The 25,564-nt window shown below is 57.7% G+C and carries 21 protein-coding genes, 1 tRNA gene and 1 riboswitch; of the genes, 12 read left to right on the top strand and 10 right to left on the bottom strand.

Features of this window, described 5'->3' with window-relative positions; all coding sequences use genetic code 11:
* Positions 1-8 precede the first annotated feature (8 nt).
* From G403_RS0116105 to G403_RS0116115, 3 genes are all read left to right on the top strand, one after another.
* A complete protein-coding gene (locus tag G403_RS0116105) occupies positions 9-1,460 on the top strand; it encodes an aldehyde dehydrogenase (protein WP_027854903.1) in 1,452 nt (483 codons plus the stop codon).
* A gap of 156 nt (positions 1,461-1,616) precedes the next feature.
* Positions 1,617-2,594, top strand: coding sequence for a ketopantoate reductase family protein (locus G403_RS0116110; protein ID WP_051299151.1), 978 nt, complete (start codon positions 1,617-1,619; stop codon positions 2,592-2,594).
* A 42-nt stretch (positions 2,595-2,636) separates the two neighbouring features.
* Positions 2,637-3,770, top strand: coding sequence for an alpha-hydroxy-acid oxidizing protein (locus tag G403_RS0116115; protein WP_036234198.1), 1,134 nt, complete (start codon positions 2,637-2,639; stop codon positions 3,768-3,770).
* Positions 3,771-4,220: 450 nt separating this feature from the next.
* Here G403_RS0116115 and G403_RS0116125 read toward each other — a convergent pair.
* Positions 4,221-4,296, bottom strand: a tRNA-Thr gene (locus G403_RS0116125).
* A gap of 191 nt (positions 4,297-4,487) precedes the next feature.
* Between G403_RS0116125 and G403_RS0116130 the strand changes: the two genes are divergently transcribed.
* From G403_RS0116130 to G403_RS25015, 5 genes are read left to right on the top strand one after another with little or no spacing between them, the layout of a single operon-like run.
* Positions 4,488-5,600 (top strand): 4Fe-4S dicluster domain-containing protein, encoded by a 1,113-nt coding sequence (locus G403_RS0116130; protein WP_027854907.1) that lies wholly within the window; start codon positions 4,488-4,490, stop codon positions 5,598-5,600.
* Positions 5,597-6,445: an FAD/NAD(P)-binding protein gene (locus G403_RS0116135; protein ID WP_036234201.1), complete on the top strand. Its 849-nt coding sequence runs from the start codon at positions 5,597-5,599 to the stop codon at positions 6,443-6,445. The genes G403_RS0116130 and G403_RS0116135 overlap by 4 nt, the downstream gene beginning before the upstream one ends.
* On the top strand, positions 6,445-7,248 hold the full coding sequence (locus G403_RS0116140; RefSeq protein ID WP_027854909.1) for an NADH-quinone oxidoreductase subunit B family protein: 804 nt from the start codon (positions 6,445-6,447) through the stop codon (positions 7,246-7,248). The genes G403_RS0116135 and G403_RS0116140 overlap by 1 nt, the downstream gene beginning before the upstream one ends.
* Positions 7,241-8,542 (top strand): Ni/Fe hydrogenase subunit alpha, encoded by a 1,302-nt coding sequence (locus G403_RS0116145; RefSeq protein WP_027854910.1) that lies wholly within the window; start codon positions 7,241-7,243, stop codon positions 8,540-8,542. Before G403_RS0116140 ends, G403_RS0116145 begins: the two co-directional genes overlap by 8 nt.
* Positions 8,539-9,069: a hydrogenase maturation protease gene (locus tag G403_RS25015; RefSeq protein WP_084404075.1), complete on the top strand. Its 531-nt coding sequence runs from the start codon at positions 8,539-8,541 to the stop codon at positions 9,067-9,069. The genes G403_RS0116145 and G403_RS25015 overlap by 4 nt, the downstream gene beginning before the upstream one ends.
* Here the strand turns inward: G403_RS25015 and G403_RS0116155 are convergent.
* Positions 9,000-9,827: an ATP-grasp domain-containing protein gene (locus G403_RS0116155; protein WP_027854912.1), complete on the bottom strand. Its 828-nt coding sequence runs from the start codon at positions 9,825-9,827 to the stop codon at positions 9,000-9,002. The genes G403_RS25015 and G403_RS0116155 overlap by 70 nt on opposite strands.
* Before the next feature lie 326 nt (positions 9,828-10,153).
* Entirely contained in the window at positions 10,154-10,792 is a 639-nt protein-coding gene (locus tag G403_RS0116165) for a TetR/AcrR family transcriptional regulator (RefSeq protein ID WP_027854913.1), read from the bottom strand.
* A 183-nt stretch (positions 10,793-10,975) separates the two neighbouring features.
* On the opposite strand from G403_RS0116165, the gene G403_RS23640 reads away from it, so the two are divergent.
* Positions 10,976-12,202, top strand: a complete 1,227-nt coding sequence (locus tag G403_RS23640; protein ID WP_051299153.1) for a multidrug effflux MFS transporter — start codon at positions 10,976-10,978, stop codon at positions 12,200-12,202.
* Positions 12,203-12,205: 3 nt separating this feature from the next.
* On the opposite strand, the gene ggpS is transcribed toward G403_RS23640, so the two are convergent.
* From ggpS to G403_RS25800, 7 genes are all read right to left on the bottom strand, one after another.
* Entirely contained in the window at positions 12,206-14,476 is a 2,271-nt protein-coding gene (gene ggpS, locus G403_RS0116175) for a glucosylglycerol-phosphate synthase (RefSeq protein ID WP_027854914.1), read from the bottom strand.
* 284 nt (positions 14,477-14,760) lie between these two features.
* A complete protein-coding gene (locus tag G403_RS0116180; protein WP_027854915.1) occupies positions 14,761-16,026 on the bottom strand; it encodes an HDOD domain-containing protein in 1,266 nt (421 codons plus the stop codon).
* Between the two features lie 137 nt (positions 16,027-16,163).
* Positions 16,164-16,240: riboswitch (cyclic di-GMP riboswitch) on the bottom strand.
* Between the two features lie 78 nt (positions 16,241-16,318).
* Positions 16,319-17,023: a dihydromonapterin reductase gene (gene folM, locus G403_RS0116190; protein ID WP_027854916.1), complete on the bottom strand. Its 705-nt coding sequence runs from the start codon at positions 17,021-17,023 to the stop codon at positions 16,319-16,321.
* A complete protein-coding gene (locus G403_RS24615; protein ID WP_051299155.1) occupies positions 17,013-18,059 on the bottom strand; it encodes a CYTH domain-containing protein in 1,047 nt (348 codons plus the stop codon). The genes folM and G403_RS24615 overlap by 11 nt, the downstream gene beginning before the upstream one ends.
* Positions 18,060-18,106: 47 nt before the next feature.
* On the bottom strand, positions 18,107-18,481 hold the full coding sequence (gene folX / locus G403_RS0116200) for a dihydroneopterin triphosphate 2'-epimerase (protein WP_027854917.1): 375 nt from the start codon (positions 18,479-18,481) through the stop codon (positions 18,107-18,109).
* Positions 18,481-19,038 carry a GTP cyclohydrolase I FolE gene (folE, locus tag G403_RS0116205; protein ID WP_027854918.1) on the bottom strand — a complete coding sequence of 186 codons (558 nt, stop codon included), beginning with the start codon at positions 19,036-19,038 and terminating at the stop codon, positions 18,481-18,483. Before folE ends, folX begins: the two co-directional genes overlap by 1 nt.
* 73 nt (positions 19,039-19,111) lie before the next feature.
* Positions 19,112-19,753, bottom strand: coding sequence for a TetR family transcriptional regulator (locus tag G403_RS25800; RefSeq protein WP_027854919.1), 642 nt, complete (start codon positions 19,751-19,753; stop codon positions 19,112-19,114).
* Positions 19,754-19,877: 124 nt separating this feature from the next.
* On the opposite strand from G403_RS25800, the gene G403_RS0116215 reads away from it, so the two are divergent.
* From G403_RS0116215 to G403_RS0116225, 3 genes are read left to right on the top strand one after another with little or no spacing between them, the layout of a single operon-like run.
* Positions 19,878-21,026 (top strand): efflux RND transporter periplasmic adaptor subunit, encoded by a 1,149-nt coding sequence (locus G403_RS0116215; RefSeq protein WP_027854920.1) that lies wholly within the window; start codon positions 19,878-19,880, stop codon positions 21,024-21,026.
* A 12-nt stretch (positions 21,027-21,038) separates the two neighbouring features.
* Complete coding sequence (locus tag G403_RS0116220) at positions 21,039-24,155, top strand: efflux RND transporter permease subunit (protein WP_027854921.1); 3,117 nt, start codon at positions 21,039-21,041, stop codon at positions 24,153-24,155.
* Entirely contained in the window at positions 24,152-25,555 is a 1,404-nt protein-coding gene (locus tag G403_RS0116225; protein ID WP_027854922.1) for an efflux transporter outer membrane subunit, read from the top strand. Before G403_RS0116220 ends, G403_RS0116225 begins: the two co-directional genes overlap by 4 nt.
* Positions 25,556-25,564: the final 9 nt, after the last annotated feature.

Consider the following 25,564-nt stretch of genomic DNA (forward strand, 5'->3'; position numbering starts at 1 on the left):
GTAGCAATATGAACAAAATAGCACTGTTAGTCGGCGGCCAGGAACGCCATGCCGAACAAAAGGCACTCTTTCAACGCCGCAACCCACTTAGTGAAGAGGTCGTTACAGAAGCCGCTGCCGCTTCAGTAGCCGATGCCAAAGCGGCTGCAACGTCCGCCGCACAAGCGTTTAAGCATTGGTCAGCATCAAGCGTCGGTGAGCGCAGGGCAAAGCTGCTCAAGGCCGCTGATCTGATGGAGTCCTATCAGGACGAGTTCATCGCCCGCATGGTCGCAGAGACCGGTGCCACTCCCACCTGGGCGGGGTTCAATGTGATGGTGGCCGCTGGCGTTCTGCGCGAAGCAGCAGCGCTGACTACACAAGTGGGCGGGGAGATCATACCGTCCAATGTACCCGACAACATGGCGATGGGCATTCGTGTACCCTGCGGCGTGGTGGTCGGTATCGCACCGTGGAATGCACCGATTATTCTCGGTACCCGCGCCGTCGCCACCCCGCTTGCTTGCGGTAACACGGTCATTCTGAAGGCCTCCGAGCAATGCCCGGCAACCCATCACCTGATTGGGCAGGTGCTGGTGGAAGCAGGCTTTGGCGAAGGTATCGTCAACGTCATCACCAACGCGCCGGAACAGGCGGCCGAGGTTGTAGAGGCACTGATCGAGCACGATGGGGTTCGTCGAATCAACTTTACCGGCTCAACCGGTATCGGCCGCATCATCGCCGAAAAAGCCGCACGTAAGTTAAAACCCGTGCTGCTGGAACTCGGCGGCAAAGCCCCCTTTGTGGTGCTTGAAGATGCCGACCTCAATGCTGCTGTCGAAGCTGCCGCATTCGGCGCTTTCTTCAACCAGGGCCAGATCTGCATGTCGACCGAGCGTCTGATTGTGGTCGATGCAGTCGCCGACGAGTTTGCCCGTAAACTGGCGGCGAAGGCAAAAAGCCTGAAAGCCGGCGATCCGTTAACTGAGGGTAACGCTCTGGGTACGTTGATCAGTGCACATGCCGGTACCAAGCTCAACGCTCTGCTTGAAGACGCGCAAAGCAAAGGGGCCAGTGTGCTGTCGGGCGGCCCGGCAGCCGGTGTCATTATGCAAGCCACATTGGTGGACAACGTGACGGCCGACATGCGTCTATACAGCGAAGAGTCGTTCGGCCCAATGGTGGCGATGATCCGGGCCAAGGACGAAGCCGACGCTATCCGGTTGGCCAACGATACCGAATACGGCCTCTCCGCGGCAGTCTTCAGTCGCGACATAGCGCGCGCCATGCACGTCGCCAAGCAGATCGAATCCGGTATCTGTCATATCAATGCCCCCACTGTGCATGATGAGCCGCAGATGCCGTTCGGCGGCGTCAAGGCAAGCGGCTACGGCCGTTTCGGTGGCAAGGCCGGGATCGATGAGTTTACTGATCTGCGCTGGATGACCATCCAGATGGGGCCGCGACACTATCCTATCTAAACGCTAGACAAGGCCCTGCTCACACACGCCGGTGAACGCGCGAGTTCGCCGGCGTGTTGTCTCACTTAGGCTCGGGCATGCCCTTTCCATGGTGCCAAGCAATCGATAGCAGCCTATTTAACCCGACCGATTAGCGCGTTTCTTTGGAGTTTACTTATGTCAGATCAATCATTTGATCAAGCCAACAGTCAGTTGACAGATTTTCCTGCTAACCCTCGCATTACCGTCGTCGGCGCTGGTGCTATGGGATGCTATTTCGGCGGTATGCTGATCCGCGCCGGACAAAGGGTTACGCTGGTTGACGTCAATCCCGCGCAGATCGAAACGATCAACACCCGCGGGCTGATCCTGGACACCGACGAGGGTCGTAGTGAGCTGAAGGCGACCGCCGCACTGGCAAAGGATGTGGACGAGGCAGCTGACCTGGTTGTGCTGTTCACCAAAACACTGCACACCGAAGCGGCCATGGCCTCCATTGAGCATCTGCTAACCCCCACTACCGTCGTGCTGTCGTTGCAAAACGGACTGGGCAATGCCGAGCGAATATCGAAATACCACGACAGCGCCAGCATTGCGGTCGGCACTACGCTGGTACCCGCTGACCTTCAGGGCCCCGGACATGTCGTCTCTCACGGCCCCTCCAGCTCACGCATGATGGATACCAACACCCTGCATCCAAAGTGGGTGGATGCATTGGCCGCGCTCTTTAACAGTGCGGGGCTAACCACCGAGCTGGACCCCGATATCCATTCCGTCATCTGGTCCAAGGTGGCGTTCAATGCGGCGATGAATGCAATCTGCGCTGTCACCGGTGCGACTCCTGGCCGCATCGGGCAGGTCGACGCAGCGGTCGAATTGGCTCGCATCGTAGTGCATGAAACCGTTCAGGCCGGCAAAGCAAAAGGGATCTCGCTGGACGGAACCCATATCTGGCAGAGCGTGGAGATGGCGATGCGAGAACACGCCAATCACAAACCCTCGATGCTGCAGGATATCGAACACGGCCGTGCAACCGAAGTCGATGCCATCAACGGCGCCATCGTTGACGCGGCTTTGCAGGCAGGTCTGGACGCGCCCGCCAACAGAACGCTGTTTCAGCTGGTTAAACTGAAGGAATTGCTCACCCGGGACTAAACCCCAAGTTCTCCAAAGTATCGCATTCAGGACATTCTTATTATGGCGTTGAGCTCGCGTAAGCCGATCAATATCGAAGACTACAGGCAACTGGCCAATAAGCGCCTGCCACGCATGGTGTTTGATTATCTGGATGGCGGTGCCGACAACGAAGTGAGTCTGCGGCATAACCGCACAGCGTTGGACAGTATCCGCTTACGGCCCAAGCGGCTCATCGATGTCAGTAAGCGGCGCATGGATACCGAGCTGTTCGGCAAGCGATTGGCGGCGCCCCTGGCAATCGCGCCCACCGGGCTTAACGGTATCTTCTGGCCCAAGGGCGATCTGGCGCTTGCCCGTGCTGCAGCGAAGTTCAATATCCCCTTTATTCTCTCGAGCGCATCGAATGCGTCGATCGAAGAGGTCGCAAGCTGCTGCAATGGCGATAAGTGGTTCCAGCTCTACGTGATCCACCGCCGCCTGGCAAAGCAGCTTGTCGAGCGTGCGCTGAACGCTGGTTACAGCACCTTGGTACTCACCACAGATGTAGCCGTTAACGGTCTGCGGGAACGCGACCTGCGCAACGGATTCGGGCTGCCGCTCAGATACACACCGCGCGTGGTTCTGGATGGTTGTTTACATCCACGCTGGTCGCTGAACCTGCTACGGCAAGGTGTCCCGCAACTGGCAAATTTCAAGAGCGCGGATGCCCAGGACACAGAAGTTCAGGCTGCGCTGCTGGCCCGGCAGATGGATGCCAGTTTCGACTGGGAGGCACTCGAACAGCTGCGGGAGCTTTGGCCCCATACGCTTCTGATAAAAGGGATTATCGATCCGACTGACGCCGCACGTTGTATAGAGTCAGGCGCAGACGGCGTCGTTCTGTCCAATCACGGAGGCCGACAGCTGGATAGCTGTCAATCTCCAATCGAGACACTGCAACAGACCATATCCACGATCAACGAGCCGGTGCTGATCGATAGCGGTTTTCGCCGTGGAACCGATATCGTGAAAGCGATTGCTATGGGTGCACAAGGGGTCTTGCTTGGCAGGGCGCTGCTCTACGCGCTGGCCGCCGACGGGCAGTCCGGTGTCGAACATGCGCTTGAACTGATTATCAGTGAAATCGATCGCACCCTGGCCAACCTGGGTTGCCCATCAATCGACGAACTCAACAGTAGTTTCGTTCAGTCGTGACGCGCGTATTCGTCACACTTAGCCAACACGCAACCTAATCGACAAAAGATCAAATGGTCAAGCTCGGTCAGAGGGCGTGGGACCACTACGTTCACGACAGTGAACGGGTAGAGTTTTTATCGAGCTCCCCCGGTCTTGATCTGCACCTATCTGCTGTCAAAATGTTCACAGGCCCGCGCAAGGGTGATTTGCTCAGCCTGAAGGTCTCGGGACCGCGCAAGGATGGCATGCGTCTGGCTATTCTGGACCCGGCGCGGCCAGCCGTACCGAAAGGAGGACGGCAGCACTTCAGGATTTGATTCGATCTGGCAGCGCGCGATGGCAAAGAAAGTGACGCCGTAAAACCTGAGAACTGGAAACGCTGATCGGGCAGATTTTCACGAAAAATATAGTACAAACCAGCTTTTATAGTACAGGGTTAGTACCTACTATCTATATATATCACGCAACTGGTGCCGTTGAGAGGACTCGAACCTCCGACCTGCTCATTACGAGTGAGCTGCTCTATCAGCTGAGCTACAACGGCGAAGTGAGCACTGACCTCAATCGGAGGTCGGCGCGATCAGGATATTAGCAATGCATCTTTTACTGCTCAAGAGCAAACAATCACCCTTGTCGCCCCCGCTTCGACCTTCTATTTTATAAGGACTTTGCACGTAGGTGTTGTGCCTGGGCGGCCCAGTACCACAATACAATAACAATTCAGAGGGCCCCAGGATGGAGATACCGGGCTACCTGCCACGCGAGCAGCTTCAGGCTTTACTCGAGCGGTTACAGCAACAGGGTTACCGCTGCGTCGGGCCCCGGGTCCGTGAAGGGGCTATGGTGTACGACGACATCAATCACGCCGACCAGCTGGCCGTCGGTTACACCCAGACCCAGGAGCCGGGGCACTATCGGCTTAAAGCGGGTAGCACGGTTCGTCAATTTGCCTGGGCCAACGGCCCGCAGGCCCTCAAACCTTTGACATTTGCCCCTCGGGAAGAGCTCTGGTGTGCGCAAGAGCAACCGGACGGTAGCCTGAAGTTTCATCCGGCGGCCACCGATTACGAGCCGGTGGCTGTTATTGGAGTCCGGGCCTGTGATCTTGCGGCACTGAGGCTGCAGGAGCAGCACTTTCTGGACAGTTGTGCCGACCCTCAGTTCGCTGTGCGGCGCCGCTCCCTCTTCCTGATCGCCGTCAACTGCACACATCCGGCGCAAACCTGCTTTTGCGCCAGCACGGGTGACGGCCCGGAGGTGGATCAGGACTGCGACCTCTCACTGTATGAAACCGACGAGGGCTTTTTTGTTTCGGCTGTCTCCCCTGCCGGACAGCAACTCGCTCTCACTTTGCCGCTTGAACATGGTGATGCGGAGCTGTTCAAACAGGCCTGCGCCGAGGTGACCCGGGCAGGTGAGGCGCAGGTACGTCGAGTTCCGGCGAAGAATCTGCGTGACTCACTGTTTGCACAGCTGGATCACCCTCGTTGGAAGGAGGTTGCGGAGCGGTGTTTAAGCTGCGGAAACTGTACCCAGGTCTGTCCCACCTGCTTCTGTCACAGTGAAACCAGCGTCCCGTCAGTGGATGGCCATCAGACCACACACCAGCGCCAGTGGGACTCCTGTTTCAGCCCGGGCCATAGCTATATTCATGGCATCACGCTACGGAAGGAAACCGAGCAACGTTACCGGCAATGGCTGACCCATAAATTTGGCAGCTGGCACGATCAGTATGGCCGCAGCGGCTGCGTTGGCTGTGGTCGCTGCATTAGCTGGTGCCCGGTGGGCATAGACCCCACCGAGGAGCTGGACGTGATCTGTACGGATGTGACCGGGAGGCCGGAATGACAATTAACCCCTATCTCCCGTTAGAAGCCGAGGTCATCGAACGTATTCAGGAAACACCGACCATCGTTACCCTGCGTTTAAGACTGACCGACCCGGACGCCCGTCACCGTTTTTACTGCTCACCGGGCCAGTTCAATATGCTTTATCTATACGGCGTTGGTGAGGTGCCGATCTCCATTAAATCCGGGCCTCAGAGCTTTCTTGACCAGACGCTGCTACTGGATCACACAATCCGTGCTGTGGGTCGAGTAACCCGGGCATTGGTCGAGTTGCAGCCCGGTGCACGGCTGGGTGTGCGGGGCCCCTACGGACGCGGCTGGCCTCTGAAGGAAGCACAGGGCAAAGATGTGCATGTGATCACCGGAGGCCTGGGCTGTGCCCCGGCGGTTTCCATGGTTCACGAGCTGGTCAAACAGCGCGGCCGCTTTGGCCGGATTTCGGTGGTGCAGGGGGTCAAGCACGCCGATGACCTGATCTGGCGTGAGCAATATGAGCACTGGGCAAAACAGCCCGACACTCAGGTACTGCTAGCGGCGGACCAACCGGATGCCACTTGGCGCTGGCACCAGGGCATGGTCACCGGCCTGCTGGATCAGCTCACACTCAATCCGGATCGATCGATCGCCATGTTGTGCGGCCCGGAGCCGATGATGAGAGCTTCCGCCGAACGCTTAATTGAACTGGGACTGGAACCAGAACAGATCTGGCTGAGCATGGAGCGCAATATGCAGTGCGCCATCGGCCATTGCGGCCATTGCCAGTTTGGCGGCGCTTTCGTCTGCAAGGACGGGCCTGTATTCAATTACCCACAGGTTCGTGAACTGCTTGGCGTAAGGGGGTTTTAATGAAAGCGTTTCCGGAAAAGCCAACCGTTGCCGTTCACAAGTTCAGCTCCTGCGATGGCTGTCAGCTCGCTTTTCTCAACATGGGTGCCGATCTGGTTACGTTAACCCAGCGGGTCGAGATCCTGCACTTTCTCGAAGCCGGTCTCGATAATCCCAACACGCCGGTGGATATCGCTTTTGTCGAGGGAAGCCTATCCACTGCCGATGAGATCGAACGTGCCCGACGGGTGCGCAGCGCCAGCCGCTACGTTGTCAGCATCGGTGCCTGCGCCACGGCCGGAGGTCTGCAGGCGCTCAGGAATCTGGATAATAGTCACGACCAATGGCGAGATGCGATCTACGCTAACCCTCAGTTCATAGAAACCCTGCAGCATGCTCGCCCCATCGCCAGCGAGATCCGCGTTGATTACGAACTTTGGGGTTGTCCCATCAACAGCCGTCAGTTACTTGCCGCCATCAACGCACTGCTGTTTGGCGTGCCGCCCATCGACGACCATGACAAGGTCTGCCTGGAGTGCAAACGACAGCAGCAGGTATGCGTCATGGTTACCCAGGATAAGCCCTGCCTCGGGCCTGTCACCCGTACCGGTTGCGGCGCGCTATGCCCCACCTTTGGCCGGGACTGCTACGGCTGCTATGGGCCTGCGGATAATCCCAACACGGCCAGTTTAAGTCGACGTTTTCAGGGCCTGGGCCTGTTGCCCGATGCCATCGCCCGCCGTTTTTTGATGATCAACAGCGGCGCACCTGCATTTCATGACGCCGGACTGATCGCGCGCAGTGGAGGGAACCAGGATGACTGACAGCCGCCGTATCCAGATCGACGTCCCGGCCCTGACGCGGGTCGAGGGGGAAGGTGCTCTGCATCTGCGTGTTGAGGGTGACTCAATCAAACAGCTGCAACTGTCGATCTTTGAACCTCCCCGCTACTTTGAGAAGTTTCTGGAGGGGCGTCACTTTTCGGAGGTTCCCGATATTGTCGCCCGCATCTGTGGGATCTGCCCGGTGGCCTATCAGATGAGCGCGGTTCAGGCCCTGGAACAGGCCTTTGGCGTTGAGCCGGACCCCTGGGTGAAACAGATGCGCAGGCTGTTCTACTGTGGCGAATGGCTGCAAAGCCACGCCCTGCACATTCACCTGCTCGCCCTACCCGACTACCTGGGCTACGACAGTGCGATCGGCATGGCAGCCGACCATCCGGAGGCGGTGCAACGGGGCTTGGCCTTGCAGGCGTTGGGGAATGAGATCATTCGCCTGTTTGGTGGCCGCTCGGTCCACCCCGTGGGCGCCCGGGTTGGCGGATTCCATCACGCACCCTCCCTGGCCGATGTCCAGGCTCTGCACAACCGGTTGCAGGGCGCACGCATTCAAGCTGAAGCGCTCACTCGCTGGTGCGCGGAGCTGCCGATGCCGGATCAGGCTGAGGATTTCGTCTGCGTGGCCCTGAGCCACGACGACCAGTACCCCTTTTACGAAGGACGCCTGCTAAGCTCTGATGGCCTGGATATTGGAGCGGATGCCTGGGAACACCATTTCCATGAGGAGCATGCGCCCCACTCCACCGCCCTTTGGGCCCTTTTAAATGACCAACCCTATCTGGTAGGCCCCCTGGCCCGTTTGAATCTTAACAAACAGCGGCTACCTGATCCGGTGGCTGAGAACCTCGAACGTACCGGGATTCATTTCCCCAGCCGGAATATGTTCCACAGCATGCTGGCCCGGGCCGTCGAGATTGAGGTGGCTATACATGAAGCCATTCTGCTGACTCAGGATTACCGCCCTCCGGAACAGCCTTACGTGGACGTTTCTCCGCGGGCGGGGATTGGCTATGGCATGACGGAAGCTCCGCGCGGCATGCTCTGGCACCGGTATGAAACCGATGACGCCGGGCTTATCCAAAGCGCTCGTATCGTGCCACCGACCAGCCAGAACCAGGCCAGAATCGAAGCCGACCTGCATCACTCGTTAACCGCTTTTGGCCTGGCGCACAGCGACGATGAAATCCGGCTGCATTGCGAAAAAGTTATTCGTAATTACGACCCCTGTATCTCCTGCGCCACCCATTTTCTGCGGCTAAAACTGGAGCGTGACGCATGACCGCGCTACGTATAATCGGTGTCGGTTCACCCTCCGGTGATGATCGGGCAGGCTGGGAGGTTATCGATCGTTTGAAACCGAGAATCCCGGTGGAGTGGTCGATTGAATTGATCGCACTGGATCGTCCGGGCAGTGGTTTAGTGGAGTGGCTGGCAAATGTGCCGGAGTGTTGGTTAGTGGATGCAATACAGGTAGAAGGGGTGCCCGGCCGCTGCCTGCAGCCGGGACTTGATGAGCTGCTGCAGGCCGATGTTGCTACAGCAGGATCACACGGGTTCGGCCTGTCCGAAAGCCTTAATCTCGCCGCGACGCTGGGATTGCTCCCGCAGCGCCTCGAACTCCACTGCGTGACGATCCGCGAGGCGGATATCTTCGGCCAGCAGCTGAGCACGGCGGTTAACGCAGGTGTTAACGGACTGGTAAGCCGCTTTCACGAACGCTTGGTAAAACAATTTGATCATACAGCTACCTTTAAAGGTGGAGTTGGTTCATTGGGATCATCATCAGGATCGTCTGTCCGTTCCTGAGCCATCAAATAATTCAGAATCGCCTGTTTGACTCGCATATCCAGGCCCGGTAAACCGGTGTTTCCAAACAGCCGGTTAAACTCAAGCACCCAGGGATGGCCATCAACCATGGCGATATCAAAACCGGCATGGTTAATATCCAGCGACCGCGCGAGGTTCAGCACCAGCTCAATCGCCGCCTGGGGCACCGGTGTCCGGCTATCGACCGTGCCACCCTGAGACAGGTTGTTGCGAAAGCCATCAAAGCCCTGCAGCCGCCAGAAACCATCCACCACTTGATCGCCGACCACGATAATTCTCAGGTCACGATCGATGGGCAGATACTCCTGCACGTACAAAACATCCGTGCTTTCCCGATATGCCTGCCAATCCTGCCGATCCCGAATCAGCCAAACCCCCTGCCCCATGGACGCCTTGGGCAGCTTGGCGACAAAGGGCACCGGCATCTGCGACCAGATGCGTTCAGCGCCACTGTCCGTATTGGGCTCGATCAAGGTCCAGGGAGTATTTGCCGGCGCCATCAATTCGAAGGCACGGGTCATCTCCACTTTGTCATGGCCCAGAAAATAACTGGCCAGACTGGGAAAAATACGCCCCTTGAGTCCAAACAGGACTCCGCCGAGTTGCCAATACTGAGGAAACAGCACCCAGTCAGCCGAGGCGATCTCCGCCTTATGCCGAAAGAGCTGCTCCGGTTTGATATAACGCGTATTGGGCAACCCGAGAGCACGAAACGCATCAAAGGAAACGCACTGCATGGGCCAAACTCTCTGGAAATTATCGCCCCGGCGGACCGCCAAGAGGGCTGCATATCGAATCAGCGCCGAGGACACGGCTGACGATTCCGATGGCGCGCATATTAGTCCAATCAGTCAGATTTTCCAGTGAATATTTTCCCGATTTCACTGGAATTACATGAATATTTTTTAAGTATAAAACAGGTGCCAGAGAAACCTGACAATGAAGCATCCGATGCGCCCAGATAGCGATTTTACCCGGCTGTGAGAGCTGCTAGACTGGGTCTCAACGATACACCGCTTTCTTCCCAGGCCGGTTGCAGGCAGAACTGCCGCGCCGGCCATTTTTACCGTTTGGCACGAATCCCTTGCAGAAAGATATCAACCGCCTGGGGAAGCGATTTCACAGGTAGCTCTGGATCAAACGGTATACCCAGCAGCGCCCGCATATGCCAAGGCTGCTTGAGTAGCTCGATGAACTGAAACGCCGCCAGCTCCGGATCCTCGAGTGCAATAACACCTCGGTCGCGTTGATGCGTCAGAAACCGCCCCAGCTCGACCCCGATACGCTCCGGCCCCTGTGTATAGAAGATACGCTGAATGGCTTCGCGCTCGTCGCTTTTCACTGAAATAACGAGCCGGTACATAGCCACAGCGCCGGGACGAAAGACCATGCTCAGAAAACGCTGCCCAAATCGCAGCAGAGCCGATCTAATATCCGGGTCTTCCAGCCACTCCTCTATGGCCAAATCGGAAAACAGCTCATTGCAGGAGTTATTGACCATCGCCTCAAACAGACCGAGCTTGTTACCAAAGCAACGATAGAGCGTACTCATCGAACCGCCTGAACGCTTCACAATCTCGGCGAGACTGGCGTTTTCAAAACCCTGCTCCAAAAACACCTCGCGAGCCGACTCGAGCATGCGATTACGGCGCTCAATACCTTTAGGAGTGAGCGTGGGCGGGCAGGGGGCTTCGGTAGGCATAGGGAGACTCCGACAAACCGGAAATATATATCCGAGTACTGGACTTGGTCTAAAAGTGTAATGTATATTACACGAATTCTAATCTGAACACCACGCAGCCACATCGCCTTTCGCCCAAGCGCGAGGTCATCCATCACCCGACGGTGTTCATACCAAGCTTAGAGCTTACCTACGGAGTATTTTATGTCTACCGGTGTGCACACACTCCGGATACCCGGTTTCGTTTTCCTGCTTGCAGCGCTGACAGCCCTGGCTCCGTTGGCCACGGATGCCTACTTGCCGGCAGTCCCGACCATCGCCGATGACTTATCGCGCTCAGTACATGATGTGGAACTATCGATCAGCCTGTTTCTGGCAGGCTTCTCCATAGGCCAGTTGGTAGGCGGTCCCTTTTCAGACCATTTCGGACGCCGCATCGGGATCTTCATCGGCCTCGCACTGTTCTGTGCAGGCTCACTGGCAATCAGTTTTGCCCAAAACATCGAATGGATGTGGGGAATGCGCGTTATCCAGGCACTCGGTGGCGGAATGACGGTCGTTAACACACCGGCCATCGTTCGGGATATCAGCGGTGGCCGTGACAGCGCCCGTACGCTTTCACGGATGGCGATCATTTTGATGCTCGCTCCCATGCTGGCGCCGCTTCTGGGCAGTCTGATCCTACAAACGCTGGGGTGGCGACCTATTTTTATCCTCCTGCTTATCTATGGCGTGATTCTGGCAGTCGTCATTTTCCGTGTGCTGCCTGAAACCCGGATTGTCCAGAAGGACAGACCCAACGCCATCAAGCGCTACTGGATGGTGTTGAAAAGCCGCTACGCACTGGGATACCTGTTTTCAGCCTGCTTTGCCTATGGCAGCCTGTTCGCCTTCATCACCGGCTCGCCCTCAGTTTACATGGGCTACTTTGAACTCAGCGAAACCGCTTATCCGTTTGCATTCGGCGCCAACGTATTCGCGTTGATGATTTTCAACAAGCTCAATATTCGTCTGCTCGGCCGACACCATCCTCAGAAGCTGCTTCTGGCCGGCCAGATCATCCAGCTGGCGACCGGTCTTGTGCTGGCCCTCTACACACTGGTCAGTGGGGCTCCAACACTACCCATGTTTATTCTGCTGATTATGCTGTTTTTCGGATGCCACGGATTGGTCAGCGCCAATTCCATGGCGGGTATCACCGAGATTTTCCCCCATAACAGCGCCACGGCAACGGCACTGATGGGGGCTTGCGGCTTCGCCTTCGGGGCGTTGAGTGGCTCACTGGTAGGATTGGTGGCGGACGGTACACCGCAGCCCATGGTCTTAATGATGGCGGCTTGCGCCATCCTTGCCCCCGCCACACGGCTGATGCTGCAGCGGGGACTACCGGTCGCGGCAGAAACCGGGTTAACACCGGAAAACCCGCGTTAGAACTCAGGCAGACTCGGCTTCCAGCGCCGCTGCCGTATCGGCTTCGGATAATGCGGTGGCACCGGAGATGAACTCTTCGCCCCAGCGGCGGATATCGTAGTAATTGACGATATCGTATAGCAAACGCATACGCGTCGCCGCTTCGCTCGGCGGCATCACCAGCCCCTGATAACAGCGCTCGGCCAGGTCGTTAATATCATGGGGGTTGGTTAACAAGGCACCATGAAGCTCGGCAGCTGCCCCGGTGAACTCAGACAACACCAACCGTCCGGCACGTTCCGTTAACCCCTGTGTGGCGACAAACTCCTTGGCAACCAGGTTAAGACCATCCCGTAGCGGTGTAATCCACATCACATCAGCGCGCTCGTAGAAACTGACCAGCTGCTGGAGTGGGAACCCCCGGTAGTAGTAACGGATCGGTGTCCAGCCCACCTGGGCAAATCGACCGTTGATCCGGCCCACGGCCTGCTCGATATCGGCCACCAGGTCCTGATACACCTTAATCTCCTGGGCCGCCGGTACGCAGATGATGACCAGCGTCACCTCATTCTGCATCTCCGGGTGTCGTTCCAGCAGCTTCTCAAAAGCCAATAGCTTGGGCAGAACCCCCTTGGTGTAGTCCAGCCGTTCCACCGACAGGATCATCTGCCCCTTGTCACCCATCTCCTCCTCCAGCAGCCGACGCTGCTTGCGGTAGGCACGGGAGTCCAGCGCCTGCTTCATGCGATCCAGATCCAGCCCGACCGGATGCGCACCCAGCCGGATAACACGTTGATCGGTCTCAATCTCCTTGGTCATCTCACCAAGCCCTGCCGCACAGCCGTAGGTGAGGAAGCGCGGCGCACAGGACTGACGCTCCTGCACGGTAAACGGCATCACGCCACGAACCACATCGACAAAGTTCTCCACCTGGCGCGGGATATGGAAGCCGACATAGTCACACTGCAAAAGGCTACCCACAATTTCGCGACGCCAAGGCACCACGTTAAAGATATCGGCGGATGGAAAATGGGTGTGGTGGAAAAAGGCGATCCGCAGATCCGGTCGGCGCTCGCGCAGGTAGGCAGGCACCATCCACAGGTTATAGTCGTGAATCCAGACCAACGCGCCTTCAGCCGCCTCCTCCGCCGTTTTCTCAGCAAACTTGCGATTCACCTCGCAGAAGATCTCCCAGTGATCTTCGCGGAATTCTGCACGCTCCCAGAAGGTATGGAGCATGGGCCAGAACGCCTCTTTGGAGAAGCGCTTATAAAAGATATCCACATCATCCTTGTTCAACGGGACACGGGAGCAGATCAGGTTGGGGTAAGCGTCCTTATCAACACTGGTATGGGTCACAAAGGGTTGCTCGGTACCATCGTCAATACTCCAGGCGATCCAGGCACCGCGAGTTCCGTCCGCGAAGAAACTCAGCAACGTGGGCAGGATACCGTTCGGCGAGCTGTGAGGCTGACGGCGCACTTTACCGCGCTCCCTCACCTCCTCGTAAGGCAAGCGGTGATAGACCATAACCAGGTCAGATGTCCCCGGCTTTGCATCCTCGTACCCCTCATGCGCCACACCCTGTGGCCCCAGGAAGCCGAAGTGGCTCATCGCCTCCAGAATCCCGCCACAGCCGGGTTCTTCGGCATGCAGTATCCAGGCGTTCTTATCCGTTGCCTCCAGCAGGCCGGGCTCGGAATCCCCTACGCAGACGCCTTTGAAGCTGCCATCGAGCATCGCCAGATCATTCAGTGTATCGCCGGCAGCGAGTACATCATCGCTACTCTCGCCCATAAAGCTCACCAGGCGCTTGAGCGTGGCCCCCTTGTTAGTGCCTTTAGGCAGAAAATCGAGGTAATGCTCGGCTGAGTACAATAGATCGCAACCGAGTTCCTCGGCTACCCTGTGTACCTCATCGGTGACATCCGAAGGCTCACAGAACCAGGAGCAGCGACGGGCCTGGGGCACATCCTGACGCTGGATACCGGGGAACTTCGACATCGCTTCAACGATGGGGATTTCTCCGGGCCAGGTTTCCTCGATCTCATCGAGCAGTTTGGCCACCGGCTGAAGTGTACTGCCTTCAACGACCGTCGCGCCCACATCACAGATAATATATTCAGGCTCGGGTATACCGGGGTCCGACAGCAGTGGCATGACCGCCTCCAGGCCTCGACCGGTTACGAACACAAGCCTGATGCCCGGGTGAGCGTTAATCAGCTGATAGAGGCGTGCTCGGTTTTCGGGTGTCCCGCCAAGAAAGGTGCCATCCAAATCTGTCGCTAAAATCATTACATCACTCCTGTCGAATAAGAAGACGGCCGGATGAGAGGATTTCTTCAGACAGACTAGCACTCCAGCATTGCACCAATACAGTGCATTTCAATGAGAAGGGGTGCGACGCAGGCTAATCTTCACCGGACCGCAGGCACCGCCTGCCGTCCGGTAGATGCTCCTGGTGAGACAAACTCGAAGAGAGCAGGCCAGACCGGTTTACCGGAAGACAAACACTGTGCCTGCCAAGTACCGAAGCAAAAAGCACACCATCAATGCGCCATTGCCTTTCATCTAGTGCTTCAGGCTGATTGCGCCTCGCTCTTGCGCATCCGTAACCGATAGGCGTTAGCCTGCATCTTCCAACCGGGGAATTCGCCTTTGCAGCCGGTGGACTGAACATAGTCTTCATCCAGCTCGGCGTTTAATTCCAGTGCAAACTCATTGGTGATGGACGGCAGCAAACTATCCGCAATGTGAGCAGCCGTAAGAGGCGTAAAGCCTTCGCTGACCGCTTCATCCGGTGTGTGGTGCATCAGCACGGCCTCCACAACCTGCGGCGGGAGATTCCACATATCCAGCAGATATGCGCCGAGCTCGGCATGGGTAACACCATACGCCATACGTTCGACCACATGCAGCGGCAACTCCTTGCGGGCCGCGTACCTGAGCACTTTGAGGTAACCGTCGCCCTGCTCGGCCGCTAACATCAACATGCCGATATCCAGCAGCAGCCCGGCCAGGAACGCCTGATCCCTCGCAACTTGAGCCCCTTCATGGGAGCCTGCGATATCCTGTGCCAGTCGCGCTACACTCAGCGCCCGCTCGCTCAAACGCTCAAACGAAAACGCCTGCCATTGTGACTGCTCACCGTAATGGGAACGCAAATGCCCTGCCAGCGCCAAACCCCGTACGGTCCGCACACCCAGCAGAGTCAACGCTTCCTGCAGATTGCTGATCTTGCGCTGAAGACCGAAATAACTGGAATTGACCAGCTGCATAATACGCGCGGCCAGCGCCGGGTCCCGTTCGACAATGGCCGCGATATCACGGGCATTAGTATGGTCGGCGGTGACTGCACGGGTGAGCTCACTGTAGATGCCCGGAGGTGACGGTAACTGTCTGAAGGCGGCAAAAGAGCGTACCACCTTATCGCGGTACAACTGACGGGTAACCGTTACGGTCTGTTCAACCGCGGAGATAACGTCGCGCAGATCACTATTCTGGGTAATGTTACGGTGAGCAACATCGAGCGCCTTGGCCTGTTTGGAAACGCTGAGCGGCGGAGATAACAGAATACGTGCGACGCGATGATCATAATCGGCGACCCGGCGCAGCACGCCCAGTTCACGTTCAAAACTGCTCAGACTCGCGACGATCACCGCATCAAACCGCCCCTCCTGCAGCAGCTCCAGGGCGACCTGCGTATCATCCATTCGCACAATTTGCCAATCGCAACCGTGCTCGGCAAGCTCACCGCCCCAGGTGACGAACGCGGAATGCGGGTCGATAAAGAGGATCCTCAGCGGGGTCGGATCACCGGATTGACCGATTGTTGTCCTGTTCATGATGCGCTACTCCTCGGACACGCTAGACTGCCCGGCGATTATGGCGCTACGAACTGCAGACAGATCCGAGCGCCTCAACTGTAATGTGGCATACGTCAGATCCTGGAAGAAGTCGTGGACTAGCAAGCTCACTCTCCTTCGACGGCCCAGCCATCCCCAAGGGGGACCTGTGACTTTGCGTCCTCCGGTTACCCGAAGTTTGCCCTTGTCGAGAAAGGATCCGCTCAGGAAAAACTCCTGTTGAATAAACTATAGCACACGGCTGTTCGAAAATTGAACAACCAAATATGAATTATCGTTTAAGGTGACGCCCCCCATTCAGGTCCAGCGTCGTGCCGGTCACATAGGGGTTATTCATCAGATAGTTAACCGCCTGAAACACCACATCGGGGCCCGGCACAATACCCAACGCAGATTTGGACAGCGCTTTTTTGCGGTATTCAGGGGAGTCCCCCTCGTTGAACATGATCAGCGCCGGAGCGATGCTGTTAACCTTGACCGACGGCGCAAAGCGGCTGGCAAAGCTGAGCGTCAGATTTTCCAACGCCGCCTTGGTGGCGCTGTAGGCGATATGGCGTGGTGAGCCCTGGCGAGCGATAAAGTCGGTCATATGAATGATGTCAGCAGGCCCCTCCTGATCGAACCAGCGCTCACTGGCCAAATTGATCAGGTAGGGTGCCTGCAGATGAACCATAAACATCTGCTGAAAGGCATCAGCACCGGTGCTGTCATCAAGCCAGACCGATGCGTTATGGATCAACGCGCGCAGGCGGGCCTGGCGCCGATCCAGACGCTCAATAAAGGATTCGATCCCCGCTTGCGTGGAGAAATCCGCCAGCATCACCTCGATACCCTGCAGTGGCGTATGCTCCCACTCCGCCCGGGGAGCACGGCAGGTGATAATGACTCGGTAACCCGCTTCAGCAAACCGCTGGGCACAGTGTAAACCGACACGCTGCGCGCCACCGGTGATTAAAATAGTCTGCTCAATACTCATCGGTTATCTGCTCCATCAGGGCGAGCAATGCACTGTTGTGCCTGGCCGACAGTGTCGCCTGTGGGTCATTTGACTGGGCGTCCAGCCACTGGCGTAGATTCAGCGCAGCGTGGCCCAATGTCGGGTGGTGTTCTATCCAGTATTTTAACGCCGTCCGATCATGCCCGGGCAGATTTTGGAGCTCTATGATCAGCCCTTGCCAAACCGTCCGCAACAACACCGGAGTCGGCAGCTGATCGATGATTCGCTCGATTAGCCGTGCCACTTCAAGTGGGTCATCGGCGGCGGTTCTCAGCTCAAGGACTGCCGCTTCACCCGCCATGACCAGGCGCTTAACGAGCATCTCCAGCAGCGTAATAATAGATAGCTCCACCTCGCCCGGCGGACGCCCTGTCGACGGTGGGTTAGCGGCCCGCCCCGGATCAAGCAACCGGAACCCGCGCTCGGCTTTGGCCACATCCAGCGGGCATAAGGGTATCTGCCGGGCGAGTTCAATGGCGAAAGCCAGCAGCCCCTGCGACTCTCCGGCCCGAAGCTCAAGCTCCAGTTCGCAGATCGGACTGCGCTGGTGACGGGTGCGCACATCGCCCACATCCAGGGCCAGCTCGAGCTCTACCGGACTACCCCGCCAGTTCCAGAGTATGGCTACTTTTCTGCGCTCAAAGTCATTACGAAACAGGGGAAGCAGCTTTTTTCCGGCCAGGGCTTCCCGGATCACCGCTGGCGCGCCATCGATCAGAGCAGGGAGATCCAGCTGTTCCGAGCTGGGATACCAGTCCCACTCCTGGCGCACCGACAAGCCGGCCCGGCTATCGCCTCGCCCCTTGAGCGTCTGGATAAACTGGTTGCCATCCCGACGCATCCGCAACGCAAAGCCCGCTTTATCCAGATCCAGCCCGGCTGTGTCGAAGTACTGGTTATAGAGCCTGACCTGCTGCCAGCCAGAGTGCTGATACCGGGTTATAAGAGGAAGGGTCTTGAGCGAGTCGACCAAGCCTCGGGGAAGCGCCAACTTAATTTCGGTTTCAACTAACACGATCGTTCCACTCTCCGTCAGGCGAACCGCGGGTTTGGCTGAGAACCTTAATCGCGGCTGTCGCAGAGCGTAATTGAAACCGAGTCTGCAAAACGCAGCGCATGGGGCTTATCGATCTCAACTTCCGCATAACAGACCATCGGGTCTTCCATGACCAAGCCCAGAACCTCGCTGGCCAGTCGCTCCAGCAACAAAAAGCGACCATCTTCTACATGATTGATGATCGCCTTATTGATCGTGCGGTAGTTCAAGGCATGATCGATATCGTTATGGGTGATTGCCCCATTGACCCGATAGCGCAGCAGGACGTTGATCACGATATCCTGTTGTTTCTGCTTTTCCTCCTCGTTGATCCCGATAAAGGTTCGCAACCGGAGGTTCTTTATTTTGATGGTCGCCTGTCCTGGCTGTGCCTGCTTCATTATCCACGCCCTATCAACTGCAGAAATTCCTGCCGAGTGGTATTGGATTCCCGGAACGCGCCGAGCATTACCGACGAACTCATCACCGAGTTCTGCTTCTCGACACCGCGCATCATCATACACATGTGCTGAGCCTCGATCACGACACCGACCCCGGCGGCACCGGTAACGCCTTGAATCGCCTCGGCAATCTCAAGTGTCAGGTTCTCCTGAATCTGCAACCGGCGGGCGAACATGTCAACGATACGGGCGATCTTTGACAACCCCAGAACACGACCGGTGGGGATATAAGCAACGTGCGCCTTGCCCACAAAGGGCAACAGATGATGTTCGCACAGGGAGTAGAGTTCAACATCCTTGACGATCACCATTTCATCATTGTTGGTGGGAAACAGCGCGCCATTCACAACCTCTTCGAGGCTCTTGTCATAGCCGTTGCAAAGGTAAGCCATCGCTTTGGCGGCGCGCTTAGGTGTATCGCGTAATCCATCTCGGTTCAGGTCTTCGCCCAAACCTTCAATTATCTGGGCGTAGCAGCCCTGCAGTGCCTCGCTCATACTGTCCCCTCGCCTTCCGGCTAGCTTGTCCGTATATTGGTGCGAGGATTTACGCTTGAAGCTGAGCTTCGGTTCAGTCCGGTGAGCGGTTAACCGGCTGCAGGCGCACTCCCTGCTTGAGCACGACCATAATCGACTCTACGATCTGGTCCGCCCTGTCGGCGATGGAAAAACAATCGGGACGCTGTAACCAGCTCATCAGAACCCCTTCCAGCATCACCTTGATCATCAACGAGCCTGCGTCGGGATCCAGATCGGCGGGCAACTGCCCCTTGCGCATGGCGTTCTCCAATGTGCGGCGGCGTTTCTGGTGAAGTTCTTCCTGAAATTGTTTGATTCGATCCGGAATATCCTGCCCCCAGACAGCGCTCTCCCGGGAGCACATCACAATCATGCGACGAAAACCTTCATCGTTTTCCATTTTAAACAGCACCAGATGGAAAAGCTGGGCAAGTTTGCCCAGTGGGTCTGCCTCATCCTCCGCCTGGCTTGCCTCACCCAACGCGTTAATGGGTCCGGAGTAGTGCTGCCAGATCGCATCGAACAGATCCCACTTATTTTTAAAGTGCCAATAGATCGCACCCCGGGTTACCCCCGCTGCTCGAGCGATACCGGTCAGACTGGTCGCAGCGATGCCTTGTCGGGCGAAGAGCTCAAGGGCTACAGACATAATCTGTAACCGGGTCTGCTCCGCTTCTTCTTTTGTTCTACGCAATACTTGACTCTTTACCTAAGTTTTCGATGTCATTCAGTTTACATACAAACGTGATTGTATGTAAACTGAGCCATCAGCTGGGCTATTCCCCACCTCTAATCGATACCGTCTTTTCGAGGAACACATGGACAGACTAATTGCATCACTCAAACGCTGGCCGACATTGGCACTGGTCATCGGCGGCGCGTTTCTGGCAGGGTGCCAGGACTCCAGCGAACAACAGCAGCAGGGAGCTGCACCTCCTCCTCCGGCCGTTGAGTTCGTTACCCTCCAGACCGAGTCAGTCAACATCAGTGAAACCTATTCCGGCCGGGTAACGGCTTATCGCAGCGCTGAAATTCGCCCGCAGGTCAGCGGCATCATTCTTGAGCGCGCGTTCGAAGAGGGTGCCCGCGTCGAGGCCGGCGACCTGCTCTATCAGATCGACCCGGCGGTATATGAAGCAGAACTGGCTGCGGCCAGAAGCGAGCTGGCACTGGCCCGCGCCAACGCGGAGAGCGCTCGCCTGCTGGCCGAGCGTTACGCCAGCCTGGTAAAAACGTCCGCGGTGAGCCAACAGGAAGCGGATGATGCATCAGCCGCCTGGAAACAGGCCCAGGCTCAGATTCAAGCGGCTGAAGCCGCGGTTAAACGGGCCCAGATCGATCTGGACTACACCCGTATTACCGCGCCCATAGCCGGTATTATCAGCCGTTCCAACGTTACCGAAGGTGCACTGGTATCCGCTCAGCAAAGTACCGCTCTGGCACGGGTCCATCAACTGTCACCGGTGTACGTGGATATCCGCCAGCCCGCTTCAGCCTTGCTCAAGCTCAAGCGTGACAGCGGCGTGCCGGAAACCAGCATTCAGGTCAGCCTGGATGACGGCACAACCTACCCTGAAACCGGCACGCTGAAATTTGCCGAAAGTCAGGTGGATCAGGATACCGGCACCGTTAACATCCGTGCGCTGTTTAACAACAGTGACGAATGGCTGCTACCCGGCATGTTTGTGCGCGCCAGCGTAGTGATCGAGCAACTCGACAATGCGATTCTTGCGCCGCAGCCCGGCATCATCCGTCAGCCTAATGGTGCCGCTTCTGCGATGGTCATTACCGAAGAGGACAAAGTGGAATCCCGCCCGGTCAGCGTCGGACGAGCCATCGGTAATAAGTGGCTGGTCAATGACGGATTGCAGGCGGGTGATCGCATTATCGTCAAAGGTCTGCAGAAAGTTTCACCGGGCGCGCAGGTCACACCTCAACCGGCCCAGGGCGACAGCGAAAGCCGTTAAGGAGCAGCATTCATGGCCAGATTTTTTATCGACAGGCCCATTTTCGCCTGGGTGATCGCTATTGTGATCATGCTGGCGGGTGCGCTGTCGATCCTCAAGCTTCCGATTCAGCAGTACCCGAGTATTGCACCGCCATCCGTGCGGGTCAGCGCCACCTACCCCGGCGCTTCGGCCCAGACGCTGGAAAACAGCGTAACGCAAGTGATCGAACAGAGCATGACCGGCCTCGATGGTCTGCTTTATATGTCATCCCAAAGCAGCAGCTCAGGCAGCGTTCAGATCACACTGACCTTTGCCGCCGAAACCGATCCGGACATCGCCCAGGTTCAGGTTCAGAACAAGCTATCCCAGGCTGAACCCCTGCTACCGACAGCTGTTCAGCAACAGGGGGTTCGTGTTACCAAGGGCAACACATCCTTCCTGATGGTTATCGGCCTGGTATCCCCGGACGGGACCATGAACCGTGCCGATTTGGCGGACTACGCCGAGAGTCAGCTCAAGGATACGCTGTCCCGAACACAGGGCGTGGGGGATATCCGTATTTTTGGCGGTCAGTACGCCATGCGGATATGGCTCAAGCCGGATCGTCTGGCGGCTTACAACCTGACGCCGGTAGAGGTGAACGCGGCCATCGCCTCACAGAATAACCAGTTTGCGGCCGGTCAGCTCGGCGGGCTGCCCGCTGTTGATGATCAGCAGCTCAACGCCACCATCATCTCCCAGACCCGGCTGACCGATACCAGTCAGTTCGAGAATATCCTGCTCAAAGTAAACAGCGATGGCTCCCAGGTTCGCCTGCGCGATGTGGCCCGCATCGAGCTCGGTGCTCAGGACTACTCTGTAGTCAGCCGCTTTAACGGTAAACCCGCAGCCGGTCTTGCCGTGCAGCTGGCCAGTGGTGCGAACGCGCTGGATACCGCCGACGCCGTCAAAGCGCGCATCGCAGAGCTCGAACCCTTCTTCCCGCCCGGCATGGAGGTGGTTTACCCCTACGACACTACGCCGTTCGTCGAAATCTCCATTACCGAGGTTGTAAAAACACTGGGTGAGGCGATCCTGCTTGTCTTCCTGGTGATGTACCTGTTCCTGGGTAATTTCCGCGCCACGCTGATTCCCTCTATCGCTGTACCGGTCGTACTGCTGGGTACGTTCGGTGTTATGGCGGCCTTCGGCTACAGCATCAACACACTGACTATGTTCGGTATGGTCCTGGCCATCGGCCTGCTGGTGGATGATGCCATCGTGGTCGTGGAGAACGTGGAACGTGTCATGCACGAAGATGGCCTCAGCCCACTGGAGGCCACCCGCAAGTCGATGGATCAGATTACCAGCGCCCTGATCGGTATCGGACTGGTGCTGTCGGCCGTGTTCGTTCCCATGGCGTTTTTCGGCGGATCTACCGGTGCCATCTACCGCCAGTTCTCACTGACCATCGTCTCGGCCATGGCACTGTCGGTGCTGGTCGCTCTGATTCTGACGCCCGCACTGTGTGCGACGATTCTCAAGCCAGCCAAACCAGGCCATGGTAAGCAGAAAGGGTTCTTTGGCTGGTTTAACCGGACCTTCAACCGAGCCACCGATGGCTACAAGCGTGGCGTTGGCGGCACCATGAAGCGCCCGGTGCGGATGTTGATTGTCTATCTGGTTCTGGTGTCTGGTCTGGGTTACCTCTATGTACGCATGCCCACCGCCTTCCTGCCCAACGAAGACCAGGGCGTCTTCCTGACACTGGTTCAGCTGCCGGCTGGCGCCACGCAGGAACGGACCCTGGATGTCATGAAGCAGATCGAAGGCTTTGCCGAGCAGGAAGAGGCGATCAACTCACTGTTCACCGTGTCCGGCTTCAGCTTTGCCGGTCAAGGTCAGAACATGGGCCTGGCATTTATTCAGCTCAAGGACTGGTCTGAACGTACCGAGCCCGGTCAATCCGTGCAGGCGGTGATCGGCCGCGCCTGGGGCGCCTTCAGCCAGATCAAGGATGCCCGGGTATTCCCGATCAATCTGCCTCCGATCCCGGAATTGGGTACGGCATCCGGTTTCGACCTGATGCTTCAGGACCGGGGTAATATCGGCCATGACGCGCTGCTTGCTGCCCGTAATCAGATGCTGGGCATGTCCGCTCAGGACCCTCGCGTCACCGGCGTGCGCCCCAACGGTATGGAGGATGTGCCTATTTTCCGGATCGATCTCGATTACGAGAAGATCAAGGCTATGGGGATCAACATCGAAGACGTAAACAGCACCCTGAGTACCGGTTGGGCCTCAACCTACGTCAACGATTTTGTTGACCGCGGTCGCGTCAAGAAGGTCTATGTACAGGGCGAAGCCTCTTCACGCATGCTGCCCGAAGATATCAACGAGTGGTATGTCCGCAATAACGCGGGCGATATGGTGCCCTTCTCCGCCTTTGCCACCAGTTACTGGGACTACGGATCGCCGCGCCTGGAGCGTTACAACGGCGTACCCGCCATGAACCTGCAGGGTCAGGCCGGGCCCGGATTCAGTACCGGTGATGCCATGGCGGCCATGGAGGAGATGCTGACCAAACTGCCACCGGGTGTGGGCCTGGAGTGGACCGGCATGTCGTTCCAGGAAAAGATGGCCGGTGCTCAAGCGCCCGCTCTCTATGGACTTTCGTTGCTGGTTGTCTTCCTCTGTCTGGCGGCCCTGTATGAAAGCTGGTCGGTGCCGTTCTCGGTCATGCTGGTTGTGCCGCTGGGGGTCCTGGGCGCGCTACTTGCTGCTACTCTGCGCGGGCTGGACAACGATGTGTACTTCCAGGTGGGTCTGTTGACGACCATCGGTCTTTCGGCGAAGAACGCGATACTGATCGTGGAATTCGCCAAAGCACTCTATGATCAGGGCTATGATCTCTGGGAAGCCACGGTGGAAGCCGCCCGTATGCGTCTGCGTCCGATTATCATGACCTCCATGGCGTTTATCCTGGGTGTTACGCCATTGGCGCTGAGCACCGGCGCTGGCGCTGTGAGCCGTCAGGCGATCGGTACCGGCGTTATCGGCGGGATGTTGGCGGCGACCTTCCTGGCGATCTTCTTCGTTCCCATGTTCTACTTGCTGGTGATGAAACTGACCAAAGCCCGTCGCCACACAACGGAGGCTCGCCCATGAAACGGATGACCACACTTGCTGCAGCCATTGCGCTGGTCAGCGGCTGCTCCATGATGCCCGATTATCAGCGGCCCGAGGTCACCGCGATCAGCCAGTGGAGCAGCCCGACTAGTGCGCAACTAGCAGCGGCGGACACTGGCTGGAAAAACGTGATCGAAGACCCGGCACTGGAGCAGGTAATCGCTCTGGCGCTGGAGCAGAATAAGGATCTACGCGCAGCACTGTTGAACGTGCAGCGCTACCAGGCCCAGTACCAGATCCAGCGCGCCGCTCTGCTGCCGGAAGTCGGTGCGGACGGATCCAGCACGCGGCAGCGGGTACCGGAAACACTCAGTGGCGCCAGCGATGCCAGCATCAGCAGCCAGTACGGTGTGACGCTGGGCGTTTCCTCCTATGAGCTGGACCTGTTTGGCCGGGTCAGTAGCCTGGAGGAAGCCGCTTTGCAGCGGTATCTGGCACAGGAAGCCACGCTGCGCTCCACCCAGATTTCTCTGGTCGCCGGCGTTACCAACGCCTATCTGACATGGGTCGCAGACCGGGAGCAGTTGAACCTGGCCCGTGAAACCCTGGAGATCGAATCAGAAAACCGGGATTTGGTGCAGCAGCGCTATGATCTGGGTGTCGCTTCAGAGCTGGAGTTGGCGCAGGCTCAAGCGGCCTACGAGGATGCCGAGGTCATGCGCTCGCGCTATCAACGGCTGACCGAAGTGGACCGCAATGCGCTGACGCTGCTGATCGGACAACCGCTACCGGACGACTGGAGCCCCGCCTCTGAGCTGGCCGCCGTATCTATCGCCGGTGTGGAACCCGGGCTGCCCTCGGACCTGCTGCTGCAGCGTCCCGATCTGATCGCGGCCGAGCGCCAGCTTCAGGCCGCCAACGCAGCGATTGGCGCGGCTAAAGCCGCCTACTTCCCCAGCATCCGGTTAACCGCCAATGCAGGCACACTGAGCTCTGAGTTCAGTGACCTGTTTGATGCCAACTCGGGCACCTGGCTATTCAGCCCTTCCATCAACCTGCCACTGTTTACCGGCGGGCGACTGGATGCGGAACTGGAAACCGCCGAGGTGGATCGGGATCTGGCTGTGAACAGTTACCAAAAGGCGGTGCAGACCGCGTTCACTGAAGTGGCCGATGCACTCAGCAACCGCACCGGGTTTGCCAACCAACTGGACAGTCAAAAGCGGGCTTTGGAGGCTTACCAGCGCTACTACGATATTGCCGACCAGCGGTATCGTAATGGTATCGATAGTATGCTGACCCGCCTCGACGCTCAGCGTAACCTGGTGGCAAGCCGTCAGGCTGCCATTAATGCCCGCCTCTCCCTGCTGCAGGCCGAAGTCGACCTGTACCGGGCGCTGGGCGGCGGCTGGCTGGCGGAGAGCGCAGCATCACAGTGACGTAAAGAC

Source organism: Marinobacterium litorale DSM 23545, assembly GCF_000428985.1.
In the GTDB taxonomy this organism is placed as follows: Bacteria; Pseudomonadota; Gammaproteobacteria; order Pseudomonadales; family Balneatricaceae; genus Marinobacterium_D; species Marinobacterium_D litorale.